Source organism: Agathobaculum ammoniilyticum, from assembly GCF_025567315.1.
GTDB classification, from domain to species: domain Bacteria; phylum Bacillota; class Clostridia; order Oscillospirales; family Butyricicoccaceae; genus Agathobaculum; species Agathobaculum ammoniilyticum.
Genome location: NZ_JAOQJE010000013.1, coordinates 50,448 through 72,464, shown reverse-complemented (window position 1 = coordinate 72,464; position 22,017 = coordinate 50,448). Strand labels below are relative to the sequence as shown.

Here is a 22,017-nt window from a genome sequence, read left to right as displayed (position 1 = left end):
TAATTTATTAGAAAGAAGCCCGAAATATGATACTTACGGAAAAGTCTGTTGGTATAAAGGATGTAGCGCGGCACGCCGGCGTGTCAATTTCTACTGTATCTAATGTGCTGAATGGGACCAGACCGGTTAGTCTCGCTCTGACAAAACGGGTTATGAAGGCGGTTAAAGAACTGAATTATGAAACTAATTTAGTTGGTCGCCAGCTGAAGACAGGAAAATCCCAGCAAATTGCCGTCGTTATTCCCTCTATCACCAGCATCTTTTTTCCGAATCTTTTAAAAAGTATTCAGGTCGCTGCGGATAAAGAGGATTACACGGTCAGTATCTTTAATACAAAAGGCGATATTAACCAGGAAAGACGAGTTATTAATCTGTTGCGCTCGCGTAATTATGATGGCGTTATGTTGTCGTCTTGCGCGGATGTGGATCAAATTGAAACCGCGGAATATTTGGATTTTCTTCACGCAATCAATTTTTCATCACAGCCGATGCATATTATCTGCCTTGAAGCAGCGATCAGTCCCAAATTAGACGCAGTGGTTGTTAACGATTTGGAAGGGACCATGAAAGCAACTAATTACCTCATTGAGAGCGGACGCAGGAACATCGCGCATATCGCAGCGCCAAACCAATACATGATGGGTAAAAACCGGCGCAGAGGCTTTATATCTTCCTTGTTGCTCAAGGGGCTGAGCGTGGATGACCATCTGATTGTTGAGGGACGTTATACCTGCGAAAGCGGCTATGAGGCCATGAAGCAGCTCTTAAATACAGGACGAACAATCGATGCGGTTGTTGCAGGCAACGACCAAATGGCGATTGGCGCGATTAACTATTTGAAGCAGCAACAGATCCGGATTCCGGAAGATATTGCAGTGGTGGGATTTAACGATAACACACCGGCTTCGCTGATTTCGCCGTCGTTGACCACCATTCATATACCGAAAGAAGAAATGGGAGCGCAGGCGTTCGAGCTTTTTATGCGTCGGGTCAATAATGACCAGTCCGCCAGAATGATGATTTGCTTGGAGGGAGAGTTGATAATACGCAATTCAACTGACCCCAGCGTAAAAGCGGAATGGGATATGAACTGGTAACTATAACCGTACGATGGACTTGAAATCATTTCATAACACGGATTGCAGGCTGCTTTTCGACGCCTGCAATCCGTGTTTTTGATGCTGATATGGATGGAGCGAATAGAAGAAATGATTCGTAAATGGGTTTGTAAAAAATTTTGTAGATCTGTAATATAGAGAATCGTTTTTTTCTTGACAGTTTGGATAATTGTTATATAATATGAAGCATACTTCATGTGAAGCTTGCTTCATATTCGGCGGTGGTATAGTGAAAAACCGAGTAAAAGAATTGCGTACGGCTGCTGGTATAACACAGCAGCAATTGGCGGAGCGGGTCCATGTGTCTGCCAGAACGATTATCTCGTTGGAAAAGGGGCAGTACAACCCCTCGTTGCTGCTGGCCTACCGTTTAGCGGAGCAGTTCGGCACATCGATCGAGGAACTCTATTGTCTGAAAGAAAACAGGGAAGAGGAGGATAAGCGGTATGAAAATCTATAACAAAAAAACGTTCTGGTATGGAATTGGTTTTATAGTGCTTGGCACGCTCCAGCTGATGATCAGCATATGGAAAGGATTTGACCTGAAAGGAACGGTTATGATGATTTTATGCCTGCTGATCGGCGGCAGCGGACTGCTCCGCAGCTTTTCCCGGGAGATGTCGCGCGAGGACAAGATCGCGGAACTGGACGAGCGAAATCGTTTGGTCGAGTGGCGCGCTAAAAGCCGTGCGCTGGGTATCGCGGAACTGGTGTGCTTTGTTTGTATGCTGCTTAGTATTTTTGGGATGCAGGCAATGGAGGCGTTCTTTGGAGGCATGCTGGTAGCCTTTGGCCTCATTTTTACAACAATGCTGATTATCGAATGCATTACCTTGCTGTACTATAACAAAAAGCTCTGATTTTGCCTGCTTTTGCACGGGCGATGCCGGCTGGATTGCCCAGTTAGCGCTTTTATGCTATAATAGACACCGAAGGGATGTAATGCCTGTATGCAGGAGGAATGCAATGGAACTGACCGATTTTCTCGAAATGGATATGCTGGGTGAACACGACGCGGAGAAACTGATGGAATCCGCCATGCAGTTGCAGCAGATCATGCTGCTGTATGAGGCGGGAATCCGAGAGATCAAGACAAAGCTGGATATTTTGAGCGACGAATCGAATATCTCCGGCAAGCCAAGTCCGATTGATTCGATCAAAAGCCGTATCAAATCGCCGCGCAGCATTATCAAAAAGCTCAAGCGGCGCGGCTTCCCGATTTCTTTACAGTCCATGATGGATAACCTGAACGACATCGGCGGCATCCGCGTGATCTGCCCCTTTATCCAAGATATCTATACGGTGGCGGATATGCTGATGCGGCAAAGCGACCTGACACTGATCGAAAAGAAGGACTATATTGCCAACCCCAAGCCGAATGGTTACCGCAGCCTGCACCTGATCCTGGAGGTGCCGATTTTCCTGTCGGAAACAACCAAGCCGGTGCGGATCGAGCTGCAGCTGCGGACGATTGCCATGGATTTCTGGGCGAGTCTGGAGCATCAGCTTCGGTATAAATCCGATGTGCAGGTGCCGCCGCACATATCGGACGACCTGAAAGAGTGCGCGGATGTTATCGCGGCGACCGATGAGGAGATGCAGCGCATTGCTAAGGAGCTGCATGTCCTGCGGTAAAACACAAAGCTGAGAAAGGACCGAGACAATGCAATACCTATCTGTGGCCACGCTGGTACTGGTCATCATCCTGCTGGCGCTGGTCATCATCCTGCTGACGCGGAAACCCGCGGTCCAGGAACGGCAGGAGGACAGCGGCACCATCGCGGCGCTGGGGACGCTGGTCAGCCAAAATCTGAAGGAAGGCCGCGCGGCGCAGTTGGACCAGCTTTCCGCGATGGAGAAAAGCCTGTCCGGCAGGATGGGCGGCGTGACCGACCAGCTGGGGCAGTTTGAAAAGCGGCTGCACGGCTTTACGGCGGAAACGGCGCAAAGCCTGGAAAACATCCGCGCAGCCGTGGATAAAAACCTGCGCGCCCTGCAGGAGGATAACAATAGAAAGCTGGACGATATGCGGCGGATCGTGGACGAAAAGCTGCAGAAAACGCTGTCCGACCGTATGAATGAATCGTTCAAGCTGGTCAATGAGCGGCTGGAACAGGTCTATAAGGGCCTCGGTGAGATGCAGACGCTGGCGCAGGGCGTGGGCGATTTGAAAAAGGTTCTCACCAATGTCAAGACCCGCGGCATTGTGGGCGAGATCCAGCTCGGCGCGATTCTGGAGGATATCCTTGCGCCCGAGCAGTATGGGGTGAACGTCGCCACACGGCCGGGGAGCCGCAACGTGGTTGAATACGCGGTCAAGCTGCCAGTGGAGGATGGGGGCTTTATCTGGCTGCCGATTGACTCCAAATTCCCAGGCGAGACGTATGGCGCGCTGCGCGACGCCTATGAGGACGGCGCGCGCGAACAGCTCGACGCCTGTGCCAAAACGCTGGTCAATACGCTGAAGGCGGAAGCGAAGGATATCCGCGACAAATATCTGGAGCCGCCATATACGACGGATTTCGGCATCCTGTTCCTGCCGTTCGAGGGGTTGTATGCGGAAGCGGTCAGCCGCGGCATGGTGGAGGTGCTGCAGCGCGATTACCATGTGAACATCGCGGGACCGAGTACGATGGCGGCGCTACTCAATTCGCTGCAAATGTCGTTCCGCACGATTGCGATACAAAAGCGGTCTGGTGAGGTGTGGAGCGTGCTCGGGGCGGTCAAGACCGAGTTTGATAAATTTGAGGCCTGCCTGACGCAGACGCAGACCCGTTTGGACCAGGCCAGCCGCGAGCTGGACAAGCTGGTCGGCACGCGCACCCGCGCGATTCGGCGCAAGCTCAAAAGCGTGACCGAGCTGAGCGAAGCGGAGAGCGAAACCGTGCTCGCCTTGGGAGAGGACGCGGCGGAGCCGGAGGAGTAAAGGGGCTGTCCATGGGGGACAGCCCCTTTTTCAGAAGAAGATTAACAAAATCTTAAGAAAATTTTCATTATTTTGAGAGGGAAACAGCAAGAAAAAAGGGGTACAATACAATCAAGGACAAGCCTTGTGATACATAAGGCGCGGGACAGGAAGTGCGGACGGAGGAAGGGGCATGGCATGAAACACTATGGTTTGAGGTTCGGCGGGCTGTGGACCCTGCTGAAGCGCATCGCGGACAGTTGGTTCGGCCCGATCGAGCGCAGCAAGCACCGCGGCCTGTAAAAAGCAAGAACGCCGCAGCGGGATGACCGTTGCGGCGTTTTATTATGCCTGCATATGATTAGGCTGGACCTCCAGATAGTAGCCAACGCCGCGCTCGGCTTGGATTTGGACAACGGAATCGACCGCGCGCAGCTTGCGCCGCAGGAGGGACAGGTATACCTCAATATTGTTATAGCGCGCCTCGGTATCGCAGCCCCAGACCTTTTGCCGTAAGGTGTCGCGCGGCAGGATTTGGCCGGGATGGAGCAGAAACAGCTCCGCCAACTGCAGCTCCTTGCTGGAGAGGCGCACCTCGCCAGCGCGGCCGGAGAGGAGGAAATGTCCGCGGTCGAGCGTCAGGTCGCCCGCGCGCAGCAGCCGCGGCTGAAGGATGCGTCCGCGCCGCCCGAGCGCGCGTACCCGTGCCAGCAGCTCGGCGATCAGGAACGGCTCGGTCAGGAAATCGTCCGCACCGGCGTCCAGCGCGCGGATGCGGTCGCGCGCGGAGGAGCGCGGCGCGACAACAAGAATGGGAACTGAAACGCCATCCTCCCGCACCATGCGGAGCCGGACGGGCAGGGCGGCGTCCGTATCGGAAAAGAGGACGACCACGTCGTAAAGGTTTTCCGGAAAGCCGGTCTGCGTCTGCTCCGGCCGGGGCAGGCAGTCGGCAAGGATATGATCGCGCCGCAGCGCCGGCAGGATTTTTTCATTAGGGCTGGGGCCGATAAGCAGAACACGCATAGCCGGCGCCTCCTTTGGCAGATGATGCCTTTATTTTGCAGGCTGTGTATGGAGTTTTTGTGTATGAGCGGTGGAAAATTTGTTAAAGCCGGATTTCTTCAATGCTTTTTCAATATACTGCGCTTATGATAGAGCGCGAATTGATAAACCAGCACGGGAGGGAACAGGGTTTGAAATTGCCGTTTGAAAAACTGCGCGGGAAAGCCCCATGGAAAGGAAAAAGGCTGTTTCAGGGAAAGAAAAAGCAAAATGAAGAAGCGGCTGCGGATATGGCACCGACTGGCGCGCACAGCAAAAAGAAAAAACGCAGGAAGCTGAAAAAGAAGGTGGTCATCCCCGTGGCGGTGGTGCTGCTTGCCGGAGGCTGGGGCGTGCATCATATTTTGACAGCCGGCGGTGCGGACGGAACGCAGACCTATACGGAAAGCGAGGCGGTCCGGCAGGACATCCAACTGACGCTGTCCGCGACGGGAACAATCGAGCCGGCCAACCAGTACAGCGTGACCGCATCGGTGCAGGGCGAGGTGCTGTCCTGCACATTTGAGGAGGGCGACGAGGTAAAAAAGGGCGATGTCATGTATGAGATCGACAGCTCAGACGCGGAAAGCTCGGTCGAGCAGGCGCAGCTTTCCCTACAGCAGAGCCAGAACAGCTACAGCCAGACGCTGGAAAGCCTGGACGACCTGAATGTAACCTCGAAAAAGTCGGGCATGATTACCGAACTGTATGTTGAGGTGGGCGACGAAGTGCAGGCGGGCGCGACGATTGCGGATGTGCGTGATTCTTCCGTGATGGAGCTGGTGGTGCCGTTCAATTCCGCGGAGGTGGAAAACTTCGGCGTCGGCGCGGCCGCAACCGTAACAATGGACAGCTCGTTCGAGACGCTGAGCGGCACGGTCACGGCGATCGACGCGGCCGAAACCGTGCTGGACGGTTACCAGATCGTCAAATATGTGACGATACAGGTCAGCAATCCGGGCGGGCTTTCAACGTCCTCAACCGCCTCTGCGACCGTGAACGGCATCGCCAGCAACCAGGGCGCGAGCTTTACATACCGGTCGGAATCCACGATCACCTCGGACGCTTCGGGTACGGTAACGAGCCTGAAAGTGAGCGAGGGTGCGCAGGTTTCGCCCGGCACGGTCATTGCGGTTTTGTCCTCTTCCTCGGTCGAACAGCAGGTGGAGAGCAGCCGCCTGTCGCTCGCACAGCAGCAGCTTTCCTATCAGAATACGGTAGATAAGCTGGACGACTACACGATCACCGCGCCGATTGACGGCACGGTCATCACCAAGAACACCAAGGTGGGCGATACGCTCGACACCACCAATGGGCAGACCACGCTCGCGGTCATTTACGACCTCTCCTACCTGACGTTCGATATCTCGCTCGACGAACTGGATGTGAACGAGGTAGAGGTCGGCCAGGCGGTCAATATCACCTGTGATTCGCTCACGGACACGGCGACGATCGAAGGCGTTGTGACTAAGGTTTCGGTCGCGGGTACGACCTCTAACGGTGTGACCACCTATCCGGTGACCGTGCAGATCGATAACCCGCCGGAAGGCCTGCTGCCGGGCATGAACGTGGACGCTACCATCGTGGTGGACGAGGCGGCGGACGCGGTCGCCGTGCCGATCGCGTCTGTGCAGCGCGGGAACACGGTTTATGTCAAGGATGACAGCGCGAAAAACACGGAAAACGCCATGGTGGGCGGCGTGCTTCTGCCCGACGGATGGCGGGCGGTCGAGGTTGAAACCGGCCTGTCGGACGACAGTTATATTGAAATCACCTCCGGCATCGAGCCCGGCGATATCGTCTATGTACCCGAGGTGCAGCGCAACTCGTCCGGCGATGAGTTCGGCATGCTGCCAGGCGGCGATATGGGCAATATGCCCTCCGGCAGTGATATGGGCGGCATGGGCGGTATGCCCTCTGGCGGTGGTATGGCAGGCGGCGGCATGCCGGGCGGAGGCGGTATGCCGTGATGACAACCGAAACCAGGACGCCGCTGATTGAGCTGCGCGATATTTATAAGATATACCAGATGGGCGATACCGAGGTGCATGCCTCGGATGGCGTTTCGCTCAAGATATACAAGGGAGAATTTGTAGCCATCGTCGGACAGTCGGGGTCGGGCAAATCGACGCTGATGAACATTATTGGCTGTCTGGACGTGCCGACCAGCGGGCAGTACCTGCTCAATGGCGAGGACGTGTCCGAGCTGACCGACGACGAGCAGGCAGAGATCCGCAATAAGACGCTGGGCTTTATTTTCCAGCAGTACAACCTGATACCCAAGCTGAACGTGCAGGAAAACGTCGAGCTGTCGTTGCTTTACGCGGGCATACCCGCTGAGGAGCGCGCCGAGAGGGCGCGGCTCCAGATCGAACGCGTCGGACTCGCGGGCAAAGAGAAAAATCTGCCCACGCAGCTTTCCGGCGGCCAGCAGCAGCGCGTTTCCATCGCACGGGCGCTGGCAGGCGACCCTTCGGTCATCCTGGCCGACGAGCCGACCGGCGCGCTCGATTCGCGCACCAGCCGCGAGGTGCTGGATTTTTTGAAAAAGCTCAACGACGAGGGCAATACGATCGTGCTTATCACGCATGACAACGGCATCGCGCAGGAGGCCAAGCGCGTCGTGCGCGTGGCGGATGGCAAAATCATTTTTGACGGCGCGGCGCGCGACGCGTTTCCGAGGGGGGACTGACGATGGGGTTCACACAGGCGTTCAAGCTGGCGTTCAAGAGCCTGTCGGGCAGCAAGATGCGCGCGTTTCTGACCATGCTGGGCATTATCATCGGCGTGGCGTCGGTCATTATCCTGGTTTCGCTCATGCAGGGCATGACGGGAGAGGTGACCTCCATGTTCGAGGATATGGGTACCAATACGCTGACCGTGACCGTAACCGGACGCGGCTCCTCGCGCACGGTGGATACGGACGACATGTACGCGCTGTATGAGGAAAACACGGATACCTTTATGGGCATGAGTCCGACGGTATCGGTCATGGGTTCGGTGAAAACAGGAACGGATTCGGATTCTTTCAGCTCCACGGGCGTGACCGGCGTTTCCGAGCAGTACGCGGAGATATCCAAGCTGACGATGCGGGAGGGCCGCTTCATCAGCTATGCAGATTTGGATGCCCGCAATAAGGTGGCGGTCGTCGGGACCTATGTGGCGAATATGCTGGGCGGCGATGCGGTCGGGCAGACCATCAAGGTCAACGGTAACGCTCTGACCGTGGTCGGCGTGCTGGAGGAGCAGGACGATTCCTCCGAAGGCTCGGCGGACGACTGTGTATACCTGCCGTATACCACGGCCTCCAAGCTGACATTCGGCGCAATATCCAGCTTTCTGTTTGCCACCTGGGATGCGTCCCTCAACAGCGAAGGCACCACCCTGATCGATAACGCGCTGTATGCGGTGTTCCAGAACGACGATTATTACATGATCTCTGACATGCAGGAAATGGTGGATTCCATGACCGAAATGACCAATATGATGACCATGGTGCTGGTCGGCATCGCGGGCATCTCGCTGCTGGTCGGCGGCATCGGCATTATGAACATCATGTTGGTCTCGGTCACGGAGCGCACCCGCGAAATCGGCATCCGCAAGTCGCTCGGCGCGAAGAAAAAGGATATCATGCGGCAGTTCGTGATCGAAGCGGGTACGACCTCCGCCCTGGGCGGCGTGATCGGCATTGTGTTCGGCTCGGTGGTCGCGGTGATCGCCGGTCAGATCATTGGCATGACCACGACGCCGAGCGTGGGCGCGGTTGCAATCAGCTTCGGCGTTTCCGTGTTTATCGGCGTGTTCTTCGGCTTCATGCCCGCGAACAAGGCGGCGAAGCTCAACCCGATCGACGCGCTGCGGTACGACTGAAAAGCACGCGAGGGGGCAGGTTCCCCCTTGGATACCGAAAAAAGTTCCAGCGGAAACCATTTTCGGATAACCCGCCCTCGCCTCCGCGATGGGCGCACAAAAAAGGAGGAGTTACTCTTGAAGAAAAAACTGCTTTCGCTGCTGACGGCGGCGGCAGTGCTGCTGGGCGGCCTGCCCGCCGCGCTGGCCACGTCCGAGGTATCGGATAGTGTGATCGAGCAGGTGATCCGGTCCACGGAGATTATGGTGGGCGACCCAAACGGGGATATGAACCTAGACAAAACGGTCACCCGCGCGGAATACGCGAAGATGCTCGTTGCGGCCTCCACCTATCAGGACAAGGTGGCGGGGGCATCCAATTCTTCCCCGTTCAAGGATGTGCCATATACCCACTGGGCGGCAGGCTATATCAAGACCGCCGTGCAGCAGGGCTGGCTGACCGGCTATCTGGACGGCAGCTTCCGGCCGGACAAAACCGTCACGCTGGAGGAGGCCGCGACCGGCGTACTCAAGCTGCTCGGTTACACGACCGAGGACTTTTCCGGCTCCTATCCGTATGGGCAGCTCGCCCTGTACGAATCGCTGGGGCTGGACAGCAAGGTCACCGCGTCGCAGGGTTCGGCCATGACACGGCGGAACATGATGTACCTGTTTTACAACCTGCTCAACGCGGATACCAAGGACGGACAGGTCTACGCGCAGATGCTGGGTTACACGCTGAACGAAAACGATGAGATCGATTACCTGAATATCGTTTCTGATACGATGAAGGGACCCTACATTGTGGAAAACGGCATATCCAGCATCGTTTCGACAGAGGGGAAAACCGTGTACCGCAACGGCTACACATCCTCCGCGGATGCGATACAACGGTACGACGTGGTGTATTACACCGGCTCCGCGGTATGGGCGTATGCCAACGCGGTGACAGGCACCTACCAGTCCGCCTCGCCCTCGGCGGCGTCCCCGACCTCCGTGACGGTCGCGGGCAACACCTATGAGATCGAAACCAGCGACGCCGCTTTCGAGCTGTCCACGCTGGGCGGGCTGAATGTAGGCGATATCGTGACCCTGCTGCTCGGGCGCGACGGCAAGGTCGCCGCCGCGCTGCCGGCGGACGAATATGTGTCCGAGGTTGTCGGCATGGTGACCGCCACGGGGACCGGCACATACTACAATTCGGTCGGCAACGCCTATACCTCGCGCACCATTACGGTCACGGCTATGGATGGCAACAGCTATGTATATCCCTGCACACGGACCTCGATCAGCACAGGGGACCTGGTATCCATCGGTTTCGGCTCGTCCGAAACCGATGTTTCTATCCTGAAGTCCTCCACGGTGCGCGGGGCGGTGTCCGGCTACACGATCGGCAGCAAAACGATGGCAAAGGACGTGCGCATCCTGGATACCAACGCCTCAAGCGCCAAGCGGGTGTATTACTCCCGCTTAAACGGCGCAGCGCTGGACTCCACGGACGTGCGCTACTGCGCGACGAACGGCGCGGGCGAGATCACCGACCTGATCCTGCGCGATTTTACCGGCGACCTGTATGAATACGGCATCATCACCAGCGTCAAGGAGCAGTCGGACGATATGAGCGTTTCCGGCAGCTATACTTACCTGGTGAATGGAGAAAAACAGACGCTTTCCACCAACGGCAGGACGCTGGGCGCCTCCAACGGACCGGCCAGGCTGACGGTCGAGGACGGGCAGCTTTCCGCGGTGAGCGCGCTGAAGGCGATCAAGAATCCGGATACCATCACGCAGCTCGGAGTGTCCAAGGACGGGGACAGTTGGCTGTTTTCGGATGAGTGCGCGGTATACCGGTCCGAAAACGCGAGCTACAGCCTGCTCTCACTGACCGAACTGCGGAACAATTTCGATTCATACAGCATCACCTGCTATTATGATAAGGATACAGGGGACTGCGGGCGCATCCGCATCATCATCGCGCGCGAAAAATAAAACGGGCGGTGCGGGAAAAGGGGTTTCTCCTCAGAGAAACCCCTTTGATATTTCTTGCTTGTTGCACAAACAATAGCTATAATATCTGTATAAAACGCAGATAGGAGCGAGGACGATGGCTTCGGATAAAACCAATGTAATGCGGGTGCTGGAGCAGCACAGGATCCCCTATACGGCGCATGCGTATCCACACGGCAAGGAAGCGGTAGACGGCGCAACGGTCGCGCGGCTTTTGGGACAGGATGAGGCGCAGGTGTTCAAGACGCTGGTGGCGCGCGGCCGGTCGGGCAGCTGCCATGTGTTCGTCATTCCGGTGGCGAAGGAGCTTGACCTGAAAAAAGCGGCCAAGGCGGCGGGGGAAAAGGCGGTCGAACTGGTGCATGTCCGAGAACTGCTCGGCCTGACGGGGTATGTGCGCGGCGGCTGCTCGCCGGTCGGGATGAAAAAGGCGTTCCCGACCGTGTTTGACGAAAGTGTGAGCCGCCTGCCGTCTGTCATTGTCTCCGCAGGCAGGATCGGTTTCCAAATCGAGTGCGCGCCGGCGGACCTGCTCGGCCTGACGCGGGCCAGGACCGCGCCGGTCACGACGGACTGAGCAGTTGCTTTGCGTCCGGAAACAGGGCGAACACGGCCTGCACGCCGCAGCCGGACAGTTGCGCGAGCTTGGCCTCGAGCGTGGAGGCATCGTCGAACAGGACAAAGTGCGCGCGTCCCTCGCTGTCCGTATAGGTGAAATACTTGGCGCACAGCTCGCGGGAGAAAAAGGTCTGCGATCCGGTGCGGCCGAGCAGGGTTTCGCGCTCGGTGTTGGTGAGCGGTTTGCCGTTGGGCGAGTTGGACGGAAGCGTGAAATCCTGCGAGACCGGCTGCAGGAACGCCGCGATGCGGGCTGCACCGTAAATGCCCTGCAGGGAGGAGATGTAGTCGGTCAGGCTGCCGCCGGACAGCGCGGTCGGCGTGGTGAGGATCGCATGCGTCAGCGACCGACCGCAGGCGAGCGGGACGTAGAACGGGATTTCCGCTTCGTGCAGCGCCTTGTCGAACGCAGCGAGCAGCATCCGGCCGCGCGGGGTATCGTGCTCAAAATCCGCGAACACACCGGGCGCGTCCGTGCGCTTTGCCTCGAACACCAGGTCGGCGGCAAGCCTGTCTGCATTGCAGTCGGCGAGCGAACGCGGCGGGTCGCACAGGCCCAGCAGGCAGCGCGCCTGCACAGTGGGAAGCTGCAGGCGCTGCAGCGCGCCGGTGGGCGTGATGCCAAGACAGAGGTGCAGCACGGGGATGCCGTGCTTCGCCGCATATACCGTGTCGCGGCCGGTGCATACCAGGATGAGATTTTTCGTATATACCATTGTGATCGACTCCCTTGCTCTGGACTTTTTGGACAAATTCCATTACACTATATGTGGCAATTCCCAAAGTGAGAACGCAGGAGTAAACGAATGAGTAAACTGATTCCCGACTATGTATTTGAGTCGATTTATGACATTACCCCGCAATTGCTGCGCGAGAACCATGTGCGCAGCGTGCTGATCGACCTGGACGGCACGATGGCCTCGCATAAGGCTGCGCTGCCGCCGGATTCTCTGGCGCCGTTTGTGCGCGCGCTGCGCGACGCGGGGATGAAGGTGCTGGTGTTTTCCAATAACAGGGCCGCGCGCGTGGAGAAATTCTGCGCCGCGCTCGGTGTGGATTTCATCAGTCGCGCGGGGAAGCCGTTTTCCGGCGGGTTCCAGCGCGCGGCTGAGCGGCTGGGCGTGCCGCTCTCCCAGACCGCCGTGGTGGGCGACCAGATCTTTACCGACGTGTTCGGCGGCAACCGTGTCGGCGCGCTGACCTGCTATGTGCAGACGCTGGACCGCCGCTTTTTCTGGGTGAATGTGCGCTACCAGCTCGAACGCGGTTTTATCGAGCGCGGCAGGCGCCGGATGGAAGCGAGGGCGCGGCATGATTGAAGCAAGGTTCGGACCCGCCGGCAATTCGGAATCCTTTGCCGCCGAGGGCTTTAAAAAAAGCGAGGACGCTCCCGCCTGGATTGCGGCCAGGGGGCTGACTGCGTTTGAATACCAGTGCGGCCGCGGTGTGCGATGCGGGGAAGATACCGCAAAAAGGATCGGCGCGGCCGCGCGTGCGCACGGCGTCCAGATGAGCATCCACGCGCCGTATTTCATCAACCTTTCCTCTGAGGAAAGCGAGCGGATGGAGAAAAACATCGGGTATGTGCTGGATACGGCGCGACTTGCCGTGCCGCTGGGCGCGGTGCGCATGGTGGTCCATTGCGGCGGCCAGGGAAAGCTGACGCGCGAGCGCGCAATGCGCAACACGCATGAAAATGTGAAAAACATCCTGCGTGCGCTGGAGGAGGAACACCTGACCGGCTGCGCGGTCTGTCTGGAAACCATGGGCAAAAAAAGCGTGCTCGGTTCAGCGGAGGAGGTCTGCGAGCTGGTGGCGGCAGACGAGCGCCTGCTGCCGTGCATCGATTTCGGACACCTGAACTGCCGCACAGGCGGCGGGATGTCCACGCGGGAGGATGTGGCGCGCCTGTTCGATCGGCTGGAAAACGGCATCGGTGCGGAGCGGACACGCATTCTGCACGCGCACTTTTCCCATATCGAATACAATGACAAAGGCGAGGTGCGCCACCTGACCTTTTCGGATACCGTATACGGGCCGGATTTCCTGCCGGTTGCGCAGGAAACGGCGGCGCGCGGCTATGCGCCGACCTTTATCTGCGAATCGGCCGGCACACAGGCCGAGGACGCGCGGATGATGATGGACTTATATAAAAAGGAGACGGAAAAATGAAAAAAGTGCTGCTGATTCATGGACCAAACCTCAACCTGACCGGCCAGCGCGAGCCGGGCATCTACGGCTCGGATACGCTTGCCGCGATCAACGCCGAGGTCGTGGCCAAGTGCGAGCGCCTTGGCATGAGCTGCGCGGTGTTCCAGTCCAACGTGGAAGGGGCGCTGATCGACCGCATCCACGCGGCGCGCGAGGACTGCGCGGCCATCATTATCAACGCGGGCGCGTATACGCATTACAGCTACGCGCTTCGGGATGCGATCGCGTCAGTGCGCCTGCCCTGTGTGGAGGTCCACATGTCCAACGTGCATGCGCGCGAGGAGTTCCGGCACAAATCGGTCATCGGGCCGGTGTGCGCGGGCGTGATCGCGGGCTTCGGCAAGCACAGCTACCTGCTGGCTGTGGACGCGGTCAAGGCGATCATCGGGTGAGGCGGCTATGAAACGGGAAGAATTGCGCGCACTGCTGCGCGAGGCGCCGTATGACGCGATGGTGCTGACCAGCGAAATCAGTCGGCGGTATGCGACCGGATTCCATTCGACCGCCGGCGCGGTCTACCTGTCGGCGGACCAGGCGGTGTTCTATACGGATTTCCGTTATGTCGAGGCGGCGCGCGCCGCGGTATCAGGATTCGAGGTGCGCGAGATCGGCAGCGGGAGGAGTTATTCCGCTGTCATCAACGAGCTGATTGGGCAGGACGGCGTAAAGAAAATCGCACTGGAAGACAAGCAGATGACCTATGCGGAGTACATGTCCTGGTCCTCCGCGCTGCACGCTGCGGCGATGCGCCTGGAGGATGGTGTGGAGCGCCTGCGCATCACAAAAGAGGACGATGAGGTTGGCAGGATTGCCGCCGCACAGCGCATTGCCGAGCGGGCGCTCGAAGAGGTGCTGAACGATATCCGGATTGGCGTGACCGAAAAAGAGGTCGCCGCACGGCTGACCTACCTGATGTTGCATTACGGCGCGGAAAACATGTCGTTCGACCCTATCGTCGTATCGGGCGCGAACAGCTCCAAGCCGCACGGTGTGCCGACGGAAAAGGCGATCGCGGCGGGGGATTTCGTCACCATGGACTTCGGCTGCATCGTGGACGGATACTGCTCGGACATGACGCGCACAGTGGCGGTCGGTCATGTGACCGACGAGATGCAGACCGTATACGATACGGTGCTGAACGCGCAGCTTGCGGGAATCGCGTGCTGCAAGGCGGGCGTCACTGGACGGGCGGTGGATGCGGCGGCGCGTCAGGTCATTGCGGACGCGGGATACGGCGATGCGTTCGGCCACGGCTTTGGCCATGGCGTCGGCCTGGAGATCCATGAGGCGCCGACCGCGGGACCGCGCGGCGAGGCGCGGCTTCCGGCGGGGGCGGTCGTAACCGCCGAGCCGGGCATCTATCTGTCGGGACGCTTCGGCGTGCGCATCGAGGATATGCTGTATGTGATTGAGGACGGCTGTATCAACCTGACCGAAGCGCCCAAGGCGCTGGTGGTCCTGTGATCGGGCGCGTTGCGTCGCCCCAATGCATCGGTCCGCTGCTAAACGGCTGGGAGGAGGGCATGCTGTACGCCTATCTTGCCGGACGAATGGGATATGCGGTCGCGGATGGGGCATACCGGTCGGCGCAGGTGCGCGTCGGGGATTTCTGCTTTTTCGCGGGAGAGCCGGACGCGCGTGTCGCGGCCTGGCAGCCGGAGAACACGCGGCCATATACCATACTGATCCCGCGCACACCGGACTGGCGGCCGCTGATCGAACAGTGCTATCCACAGGCGCGCCTGACGGAGCGGTATGCCTTTGCAAAAAAGAACGCCTTTCAGCGTGCGAAGCTGTCAGTGCTGGCCGCCCGCGTGCCGGATGAGTACGCCCTGCGCTGGATGGACGGGGCGCTGTTCCGCCAGGCGGGGCAGGAGGAATGGAGCAGGGATCTGACCTCGCAATACCCTGACTGGGAAGACTTTGCAGCGCATGGGCTGGGGATAGCGGCAGTAAGGGCGGGGCGGCTGCTGTGTGGCGCGTCCTGCTATGCGGACTGGCCGGGCGGCATCGAAGTGGAGATCGACACCCATCCGTCGCACCGGAGGCTGGGCTTGGCACGCGCCTGCGCGGCGGCGCTTATCCTCGCGTGCCTCGAACGGGGGCTGCATCCGTCCTGGGATGCAGCGCATCCGGTATCCGCACACCTGGACAAAACGCTGGGCTATCTTCCGGCAGGCGCATATCCGGCGTATGAGCTATGGCAATAGAAAAAGCCGCTGCTAAAGCAGCGGCTTTTTGCGCAGAATCATTTCTTTTCGTCAACGTCCTCGTCGTCGATCTCAAGGTAGTCGGCGAGATCCTTGAACAACGCGGTCGGGTCGACGCTGTCCTCCAGCACGATCTGCAGAGGCTCGTTGAGGGAGAGCAGGAACATGCCGAGCAGGCTCTTGGCGTCTACCATGCCGCTCTTGCCGTGGATCCAGATATCAAAGCCATACTTGGTGACGATCTTGTTGATCTTCTGAATGTCGTCCGTATTTTTTACGCGGATTCCTCTGGTCATAGTACTTACCTCCTGTGCAATGCTTTCCAAAATCTGATTTATGTTATCATTATAGCATAAAAGACAGGAAAATAAAGCGTTTTTTGCAGATTTCTGTATTTTCATCATTTTGAGCCGCTAAACCGGCGGCGGGTCATAATAATTGTAGGAGATGCACAAAATAAAAGGATTAATGTTGTGCAATAAGTGAAAGAGCAGCCTGATCCAACCGGCTGCTCTTTTTGCCGTGCAGCGGCCCCACACCGCCGCACGGCTATTCGCCCCCATGGGCTTTCTACTCTGCTATCGATATTGTCGTATCGCCGATGCGGATGCCCGTCACGTCGGAGACGGACAGGAAGCGCCGGCTGTCAGTGCCTGCCTGGTAAACATAAGTGACCTCGAACGTTTCGCGCGCGGACGATTCCTCCATGGAGAGGCCGCACTCGGAAACCGAGGCGCCAATTATACTGTTGTCCTGCAGGATCACGGCGATATGGGGCGCGCGGTCCAAGCCCCCATCCTCGTCCAGCGAGGCGGGACGCGTCCCTTCGATCCGGATGCCGAGCGGGGACAGGAACAGATGGTCAATATGGCTGCCATCCGAAAGATCCAGGCTGAGCGCGCGGGAATAGGTCTGCGCGCTTTTGGCGCGGAAAGAAACCTCCCAAGGCTTCTGCGTCAGCGGCACGCTGCGGGTGTAGATGATCTGCGGCTGCAGATACGGTAGGTCGTCCACGGTCAAGCCCTGGAAGCGCGCCTCACGGATTTCGCTGTCCTCCCCCTCCAGCGGGTAGGTGCCGCTGCCGGTATTGTCGATGATTTTTCCCGTTCGGGTGTCCAGCAGGGAAACAATATCACAGGAAACGCCTTGATACAGGTCATAGGGCGGTGTGATCAGCGCAAGGCATAATTCGTCCCCCATAAAACCAACGCCGGCGAACTGTACCTCCGAAGACTCCCAAGCCTGCGGAAGCGGGACGGAGGAAGTATCCTGCTCCAAATAGGCGGAGGTGCGGTAAGCGTCCTGCTGGTCGGTGGGAAACGCAATGGGATGCGCCTGATAAACCGCCGCAAGGTCAAGGCTGGCGGTAAGGACTTCACTGGTTTCCATGCTGGAGGCGGGGCCGATGGTCAGGGTAAGGTCACGGTCGCCGGGATCCTCGGCAAGGGAGAACTCCTGATAAAAATATTGGACGGCATCTCGAGAATCCGTAAAGATGCTCTGCCCGCGGCTGGAATAGGCGGTATCTGTCCCGTCGGTCAAAAGGGAAACCGTTTCAAAGTGAATTGGGTTGGAAAGGGGGGAGCCATCCGCATAACGGAAGGAATAGATGAGCGCGACGCCAGTGCGGGTGACGATGGCATCCTCCACCGTCAGCGTGCAGCCGTTCATGGTGGCGCCCTTCTGCAGAGGGATGGCGAGCTCGTCGGGAATTACAACATCCTGCCCGAAGATGGTTTTCCAGCCGACCGAAACCTGAAATACGGCGGCGGCCGTTACGGTCAGCAGGGCCGCCGCCAGCACGGCGGAGACAAGCCGCCGCGGGCTGCGCAGCGGCATACGCCTGCCGCGCCGGGCGCGCTGCTCCCTGACCGCCCCGGCGATGTCGTAAGCGGGTGTCTGGATGCGCTCAAGCGCTTCGCGGATGCGGATTTCATCGGGTGTTGGACTCATACGGCTGCTTCCTCCTCCTTTCTGCCGGCGTGCCTTCCAATGCCTGCGCGAGCTTTTTGCGGGCGCGTTCATAGCGCTTGCGCAGGGTGGCGGCGGGCTTTCCGTAAATGACGGCCAACGCATCGAAGCTGCGCTGCTCGATCACGCGGCCGAATACCAGCGCTCTCTGCTCCGGCGACAAGGCTTGCAGCGCACGCCGCAGGTCGTCCCCGATATAATCAGGGTCGGCGGCGGCAGGCGGCGGTGTGAGAAGCTGGAACTTCCGGCGGCGCAGCATGTCGATACAGGTGGTATAGGCAAGTCGGTAAAGCCAGGCGCTCAGGCTGGTGCCTGCCCGAAAACGGCTGCGGTTATCATAGGCCTTGATAAAGGTGGTCTGCACGGCGTCCTGCGCTTCGTGGTAATCGCAGAGGATGTGGTGGCAATACCGCAAAAGCGGCTGGCCGTACAGCTCGATCGCATCGGCGAGCGCCTGTTCTCCGCCCAGAGCGAAGCGCTCATCCAAGGTGCGGGCGTCCATCCGGCGCCCCCCTTTCTGAAAAGAACATGTTCATTTTCTATAACGTGCGGCGGCTTGGTTTTGTGACATGCCCGCGCGAGTTTTTTCCGTTTTGTTACCAAAGCAGTATAGGGAATGCAAACCGAAGATTAATGAAAATTATATATTATTTATTGATTATCATTAAATTATTATTGACAAAGATATACGCCTGTGATATTCTTCAGGAAGAGGTGAAATGTATGCTGGAGACGTAGAAGGATATCGTTCGGGCAAGATGCGCGGATATCGGGACGCTGCTGCGGGTTTTATTCTGGATCACCGCGGCTTTGGTTGTGGTGCGCCTCGTCTACGGGACGTGGCTGCTGTTCCAGCCCGCGGAGATGTTGGTGGAGCATTTTTCCCTTGGCGTAAGCTGGACTGGTACGGAGGGCTGGCGGGGCGCGGTACGGTTTGCCTGTGGGATTTCGTTCTGGTGGAGTACGCTGTTCTGGATCGTGATAGCAGGGATCCTGTGGTTGGGCTGTGCTATTTTCCGGGGAATCGACCGACAGGGGACGCCGTTCCTGCCGTGCCATGTTCGTGCGGTGCGCGGCATCGGCCTGCTGGTGATGGCGCTGGGACTGCTGCGCGGCAGCCTGCCCGAGCTGCTCTATACCGTCTGCGGTTTTGCGCTGGAGCGGCAGGAGACGCTGCTCCGCGGCGGTGTGCGCATCGTGATGGAAGCCGGCGGAGGTTCGCTGATCAACTGGAACTACCTGCTGCTTGGCGGTGTGGTTTTGTGCCTGTCCTATGCATTTGCTTATGGTGCGCATTTGCAGCAGGAAGCTGACGAGACACTGTAGGGCGGTGGCGTATGGCAATCATATTACGGCTTGACCGTGTGATGGCGGACCGGAAGATGTCGCTGGGCGAGCTGTCCGAGCGGGTGGGCATTTCCAACGTCAACCTGTCCAAAATCAAAACCGGAAAGATCAGCGCGATCCGTTTTTCCACGCTCAACGCGATCTGCAGTGCGCTGGACTGCCAGCCGGGAGATATCCTGGAGTACCGGCGCGAGGAAACGGAAGAAAAATAACAGGGGCGCTGGAAGCTTTGCTTCCAGCGCCCCTGCGCATGTCCGGAGCCGTGTCTGCCGGCAGCCGGCCGTGTTTGAGAATGGGATGGCGGCGCGCCTCGTTTACGGCGCGTATACGAGCGCCTCGCTCGATACCGTTTGGCCGTCCTTGCGGATGGTAACCACATAGGTCCCAGCGGCATCCTCCTGGTCAAAATAATCCCTGCCCTCGGAATCGGCGGGCTTGGTCAGGTGCCAGAGCTGGTAGCGGTCTGTGTTGACCGTGCTTTCCGCGTGTGATTTACTGCCGACCGGCGTGCCGTCCTTGGTCACCTGGATTTCCACCGCGCCGGTTACGTTGCTGTCATAGCTGACCGCCAACCACGGAAGCGCGGCCGCGTTTTCCGGCTGCAGGTAGGCATCGTCCCACGGATGCGCGCCCGTATAGTCTGCGGGGAGGCGCTCGTAGGAGGCCTGGTCGTTTACGACCCAAACCTGCATATTTTCCACCACGGGTGCCAGCGTGACCTGGAAAGAGACGCGATAGGCTGCGGTGTCTTCACCGTTTTTGACGACGACATACGCGCCGTTTTCTAAATCCACGTCTTTCAAGCCGAAGTATACCGTATTATAGGTCTTGCCGTTTTCTTCATAGGTGCGGTCTGCGATGGAGTCCACGGGCGCGCCGAGCTCTTCCGGAACAGCGCCGTATCCGGCATAGTAGGTATTGCCCTCCTTAGCCGGAATACCGAAGCCAATCCAGTAGTCAGAAACGCCCTGAGCGTTCTGGTGCTTCATCAGGTGCTCGCCGCTGATGGTGACCTCGGTCACATCCCCTTTGACAGTGCTGGAAACCTGATAATCCCGCACAAGCGCATCGGCGTCAATGGTTCCCGACTGGTCGAGGAGCGGCGCCTTGACGATATCGGCCTGCTGGACAGTGTCCCCACCGCCCGAACCCGAGCCGCCGCTCGAAGGGCCGTCCTGCGTCGGCGCGCTGTTCTCGCCGTTCGAGGTGCCGGCATGGCCGGGCTGGATCGAGCCGGTTCCGGAGGATACCGCCTCGCTGCTGTTATTGTCGATTTTGGATCCGATGGTGTTGACTGTGACGCCGGAAGCGCCGTCGGAAACCGCAACATGGGACACCTTACCCGCGCCCTTGACAGTCGTACCCGTGCCCGCGGTCGATACCCGATCGATCTGCGCGCCGCTTTCCGCGGAAACCAGCGTATCCGCAGCTTGCTTGGTCACATCAACCGAAGCGATCGAGCCGTAAGCGGACAGCTCTGTTTGCGCTGCGGAGATGGCGACGGTTTCCACAGACGCGTCCGTGGCAACCATGACCGAAGCGGAGGCGGCGGTTTCGGCGATTTCGACGCGGTCTGCTGAACCGAAAACGGACAGCGACGCATCCGCGCCGTGAAGCGTGATCTCTCCAGCCTGGGAGGAAGCGCCGACGCTGACCGACGCGGCGGCATGGACGTTCACGCGGCCGGCGCTGGCAGCTCCGTCCAGCGAAACAGAGGTCCGCCCATCAATCCGGACGCTGCCGGCGGTAAGGCCGTCCGCCGTCACATCCGCCGCGGTACCCGCGGAAATGACAAGGCCCGCGGCCTTGCCGGAAAGGGTGACGCCCTCAGTATCGCGCGCGCTGGCGGCGGCATTGATAACGGTAAAGCCGTTTTCATTTTCCAGCGCAATCTCGCCGGACGAGGTTATGTATTCCTCGATCGCTTTGTCCAGAAGCGCCATGGTGGAAGCACGGTCGATATGCTCGTCCGGCGCGACACGCCCGCCGCCTACGCCGTCCAGGATACCCATTTCCGCAAGCGGCGCCATATAGCCCGCCGCCCAATCCGCGACCCGGCCCCCGTCGGTGAACTGGCTCAGGTCGGGGGAGGCGTCCGGCGCCATACCCATTGCGCGGGCGAACATGGTCATTGCCTCCTGACGGGTGACGGGGGCCGCTGCATTGGCGTTTTTTCCGTCGCCTTCAAGGATGCCGGCCGCAGTGCATTTCAGGATCGCGTCCGCGTACCACTCGCTGCCGGTCAGGTCGGCATACTTGTTTTCCGCCTTTTCGGTCAAGCCGAACATGCGGGTGAAAATAGCGGCAAGCTCGCCACGGGACAGGGAGCGGTACGGCTTGAAGGTGCCGTCGCTGTTGCCCTCTACGATGCCGTGCTGCACCCATCGGTCAATCGAACTGGCGGCCCAACTGTTTGCCGCGTCCTCCATAACGGGCTTTGCGTTGGCGGCTGCGGCCGAAACGGACAGCATGGACAGCGCCATCGTGGAGGACAGGATCGCGGCCAGTGATTTTTTCATTCGCATTTGCATTCTCCTCATTGGTCGTATAGCGGTGAGCCCGCGGCTATGCGGGCGGTAACGGTGCGCGGTACCGCGCTCTGGTGCTTACTATACGACAATTTCGACCGGAAAACAATGATAAAAAGCTGGTTTTAGAACAATGTGGATTCCATAACAAGAAGAAAATAGAAAAACAACAAAATAGCAGAACTTTTTGTGGTAAAACCATGTACAGG

At 58.6% G+C, this 22,017-nt stretch carries 23 protein-coding genes; 17 read left to right on the top strand and 6 right to left on the bottom strand.

From position 1 onward, the window contains the following. Positions 1 to 26 precede the first annotated feature (26 nt). The 5 genes from OCV66_RS12745 (at position 27) to OCV66_RS12725 (ending at position 4,044) form a co-directional block, all read left to right on the top strand. Entirely contained in the window at positions 27 to 1,097 is a 1,071-nt protein-coding gene (locus OCV66_RS12745; RefSeq protein WP_054328092.1) for a LacI family DNA-binding transcriptional regulator, read from the top strand. 250 nt (positions 1,098 to 1,347) lie between these two features. Further along, the gene (locus OCV66_RS12740; RefSeq protein ID WP_054328091.1) at positions 1,348 to 1,578 is read left to right on the top strand and encodes a helix-turn-helix transcriptional regulator; all 231 of its coding nucleotides are present in this window, start codon (positions 1,348 to 1,350) and stop codon (positions 1,576 to 1,578) included. Further along, entirely contained in the window at positions 1,565 to 1,978 is a 414-nt protein-coding gene (locus OCV66_RS12735) for a DUF2178 domain-containing protein (protein ID WP_054328090.1), read from the top strand. Before OCV66_RS12740 ends, OCV66_RS12735 begins: the two co-directional genes overlap by 14 nt. A gap of 106 nt (positions 1,979 to 2,084) precedes the next feature. Beyond that, positions 2,085 to 2,753, top strand: a complete 669-nt coding sequence (locus tag OCV66_RS12730) for a GTP pyrophosphokinase (RefSeq protein ID WP_054328089.1) — start codon at positions 2,085 to 2,087, stop codon at positions 2,751 to 2,753. 28 nt (positions 2,754 to 2,781) lie between these two features. Then, the gene (locus OCV66_RS12725) at positions 2,782 to 4,044 is read left to right on the top strand and encodes a DNA recombination protein RmuC (RefSeq protein WP_054328088.1); all 1,263 of its coding nucleotides are present in this window, start codon (positions 2,782 to 2,784) and stop codon (positions 4,042 to 4,044) included. Between the two features lie 324 nt (positions 4,045 to 4,368). Here the strand turns inward: OCV66_RS12725 and OCV66_RS12720 are convergent, their stop codons facing one another. Further along, the gene (locus OCV66_RS12720; RefSeq protein WP_147574485.1) at positions 4,369 to 5,049 is read right to left on the bottom strand and encodes a response regulator transcription factor; all 681 of its coding nucleotides are present in this window, start codon (positions 5,047 to 5,049) and stop codon (positions 4,369 to 4,371) included. Between the two features lie 170 nt (positions 5,050 to 5,219). On the opposite strand from OCV66_RS12720, the gene OCV66_RS12715 reads away from it, so the two are divergent. From OCV66_RS12715 to ybaK, 5 genes are all read left to right on the top strand, one after another. After that, on the top strand, positions 5,220 to 7,037 hold the full coding sequence (locus tag OCV66_RS12715; protein WP_054328086.1) for an efflux RND transporter periplasmic adaptor subunit: 1,818 nt from the start codon (positions 5,220 to 5,222) through the stop codon (positions 7,035 to 7,037). Next, positions 7,037 to 7,759, top strand: coding sequence for an ABC transporter ATP-binding protein (locus OCV66_RS12710; protein ID WP_054328085.1), 723 nt, complete (start codon positions 7,037 to 7,039; stop codon positions 7,757 to 7,759). The genes OCV66_RS12715 and OCV66_RS12710 overlap by 1 nt, the downstream gene beginning before the upstream one ends. Positions 7,760 to 7,761: 2 nt before the next feature. After that, positions 7,762 to 8,937 carry an ABC transporter permease gene (locus tag OCV66_RS12705; RefSeq protein WP_243182465.1) on the top strand — a complete coding sequence of 392 codons (1,176 nt, stop codon included), beginning with the start codon at positions 7,762 to 7,764 and terminating at the stop codon, positions 8,935 to 8,937. 117 nt (positions 8,938 to 9,054) lie between these two features. Then, positions 9,055 to 10,905: an S-layer homology domain-containing protein gene (locus tag OCV66_RS12700; RefSeq protein ID WP_054328084.1), complete on the top strand. Its 1,851-nt coding sequence runs from the start codon at positions 9,055 to 9,057 to the stop codon at positions 10,903 to 10,905. A gap of 115 nt (positions 10,906 to 11,020) precedes the next feature. Continuing rightward, a complete protein-coding gene (gene ybaK / locus OCV66_RS12695) occupies positions 11,021 to 11,500 on the top strand; it encodes a Cys-tRNA(Pro) deacylase (protein WP_054328083.1) in 480 nt (159 codons plus the stop codon). Here the strand turns inward: ybaK and OCV66_RS12690 are convergent. Then, the gene (locus tag OCV66_RS12690; protein ID WP_054328082.1) at positions 11,487 to 12,257 is read right to left on the bottom strand and encodes a glycoside hydrolase family 18 protein; all 771 of its coding nucleotides are present in this window, start codon (positions 12,255 to 12,257) and stop codon (positions 11,487 to 11,489) included. The two genes, ybaK and OCV66_RS12690, sit on opposite strands and share 14 nt — an antisense overlap. 90 nt (positions 12,258 to 12,347) lie before the next feature. Between OCV66_RS12690 and OCV66_RS12685 the strand changes: the two genes are divergently transcribed. Genes OCV66_RS12685 through OCV66_RS12665 form a run of 5 tightly spaced genes read left to right on the top strand, consistent with a single transcriptional unit; the run spans position 12,348 to position 15,962 of the window. Beyond that, a complete protein-coding gene (locus OCV66_RS12685; protein WP_054328081.1) occupies positions 12,348 to 12,860 on the top strand; it encodes a YqeG family HAD IIIA-type phosphatase in 513 nt (170 codons plus the stop codon). Beyond that, the gene (locus OCV66_RS12680; RefSeq protein WP_207724505.1) at positions 12,853 to 13,713 is read left to right on the top strand and encodes a TIM barrel protein; all 861 of its coding nucleotides are present in this window, start codon (positions 12,853 to 12,855) and stop codon (positions 13,711 to 13,713) included. The genes OCV66_RS12685 and OCV66_RS12680 overlap by 8 nt, the downstream gene beginning before the upstream one ends. Continuing rightward, positions 13,710 to 14,144 carry a type II 3-dehydroquinate dehydratase gene (aroQ, locus tag OCV66_RS12675; RefSeq protein WP_054328078.1) on the top strand — a complete coding sequence of 145 codons (435 nt, stop codon included), beginning with the start codon at positions 13,710 to 13,712 and terminating at the stop codon, positions 14,142 to 14,144. Before OCV66_RS12680 ends, aroQ begins: the two co-directional genes overlap by 4 nt. A 7-nt stretch (positions 14,145 to 14,151) precedes the next feature. Further along, complete coding sequence (locus tag OCV66_RS12670; RefSeq protein ID WP_054328077.1) at positions 14,152 to 15,216, top strand: aminopeptidase P family protein; 1,065 nt, start codon at positions 14,152 to 14,154, stop codon at positions 15,214 to 15,216. After that, positions 15,213 to 15,962: a GNAT family N-acetyltransferase gene (locus tag OCV66_RS12665; RefSeq protein ID WP_082397351.1), complete on the top strand. Its 750-nt coding sequence runs from the start codon at positions 15,213 to 15,215 to the stop codon at positions 15,960 to 15,962. The genes OCV66_RS12670 and OCV66_RS12665 overlap by 4 nt, the downstream gene beginning before the upstream one ends. A gap of 38 nt (positions 15,963 to 16,000) precedes the next feature. Here OCV66_RS12665 and OCV66_RS12660 read toward each other — a convergent pair whose 3' ends face one another. The 3 genes from OCV66_RS12660 to OCV66_RS12650 form a co-directional block, all read right to left on the bottom strand. Beyond that, positions 16,001 to 16,258 (bottom strand): hypothetical protein, encoded by a 258-nt coding sequence (locus OCV66_RS12660; protein WP_054328076.1) that lies wholly within the window; start codon positions 16,256 to 16,258, stop codon positions 16,001 to 16,003. Between the two features lie 274 nt (positions 16,259 to 16,532). Next, positions 16,533 to 17,915, bottom strand: a complete 1,383-nt coding sequence (locus OCV66_RS12655) for a hypothetical protein (protein ID WP_054328075.1) — start codon at positions 17,913 to 17,915, stop codon at positions 16,533 to 16,535. Further along, entirely contained in the window at positions 17,896 to 18,435 is a 540-nt protein-coding gene (locus tag OCV66_RS12650) for an RNA polymerase sigma factor (protein ID WP_054328074.1), read from the bottom strand. Before OCV66_RS12650 ends, OCV66_RS12655 begins: the two co-directional genes overlap by 20 nt. A gap of 308 nt (positions 18,436 to 18,743) precedes the next feature. Here OCV66_RS12650 and OCV66_RS12645 point away from each other — a divergent pair, with 308 nt between their 5' ends. Then, positions 18,744 to 19,259 (top strand): DUF2975 domain-containing protein, encoded by a 516-nt coding sequence (locus tag OCV66_RS12645; RefSeq protein ID WP_054328073.1) that lies wholly within the window; start codon positions 18,744 to 18,746, stop codon positions 19,257 to 19,259. 11 nt (positions 19,260 to 19,270) lie between these two features. After that, the gene (locus OCV66_RS12640; protein ID WP_054328072.1) at positions 19,271 to 19,492 is read left to right on the top strand and encodes a helix-turn-helix domain-containing protein; all 222 of its coding nucleotides are present in this window, start codon (positions 19,271 to 19,273) and stop codon (positions 19,490 to 19,492) included. Between the two features lie 102 nt (positions 19,493 to 19,594). On the opposite strand, the gene OCV66_RS12635 is transcribed toward OCV66_RS12640, so the two are convergent. Beyond that, positions 19,595 to 21,799 (bottom strand): S-layer homology domain-containing protein, encoded by a 2,205-nt coding sequence (locus OCV66_RS12635; protein WP_262564653.1) that lies wholly within the window; start codon positions 21,797 to 21,799, stop codon positions 19,595 to 19,597. Between the last annotated feature and the right edge of the window lie 218 nt (positions 21,800 to 22,017).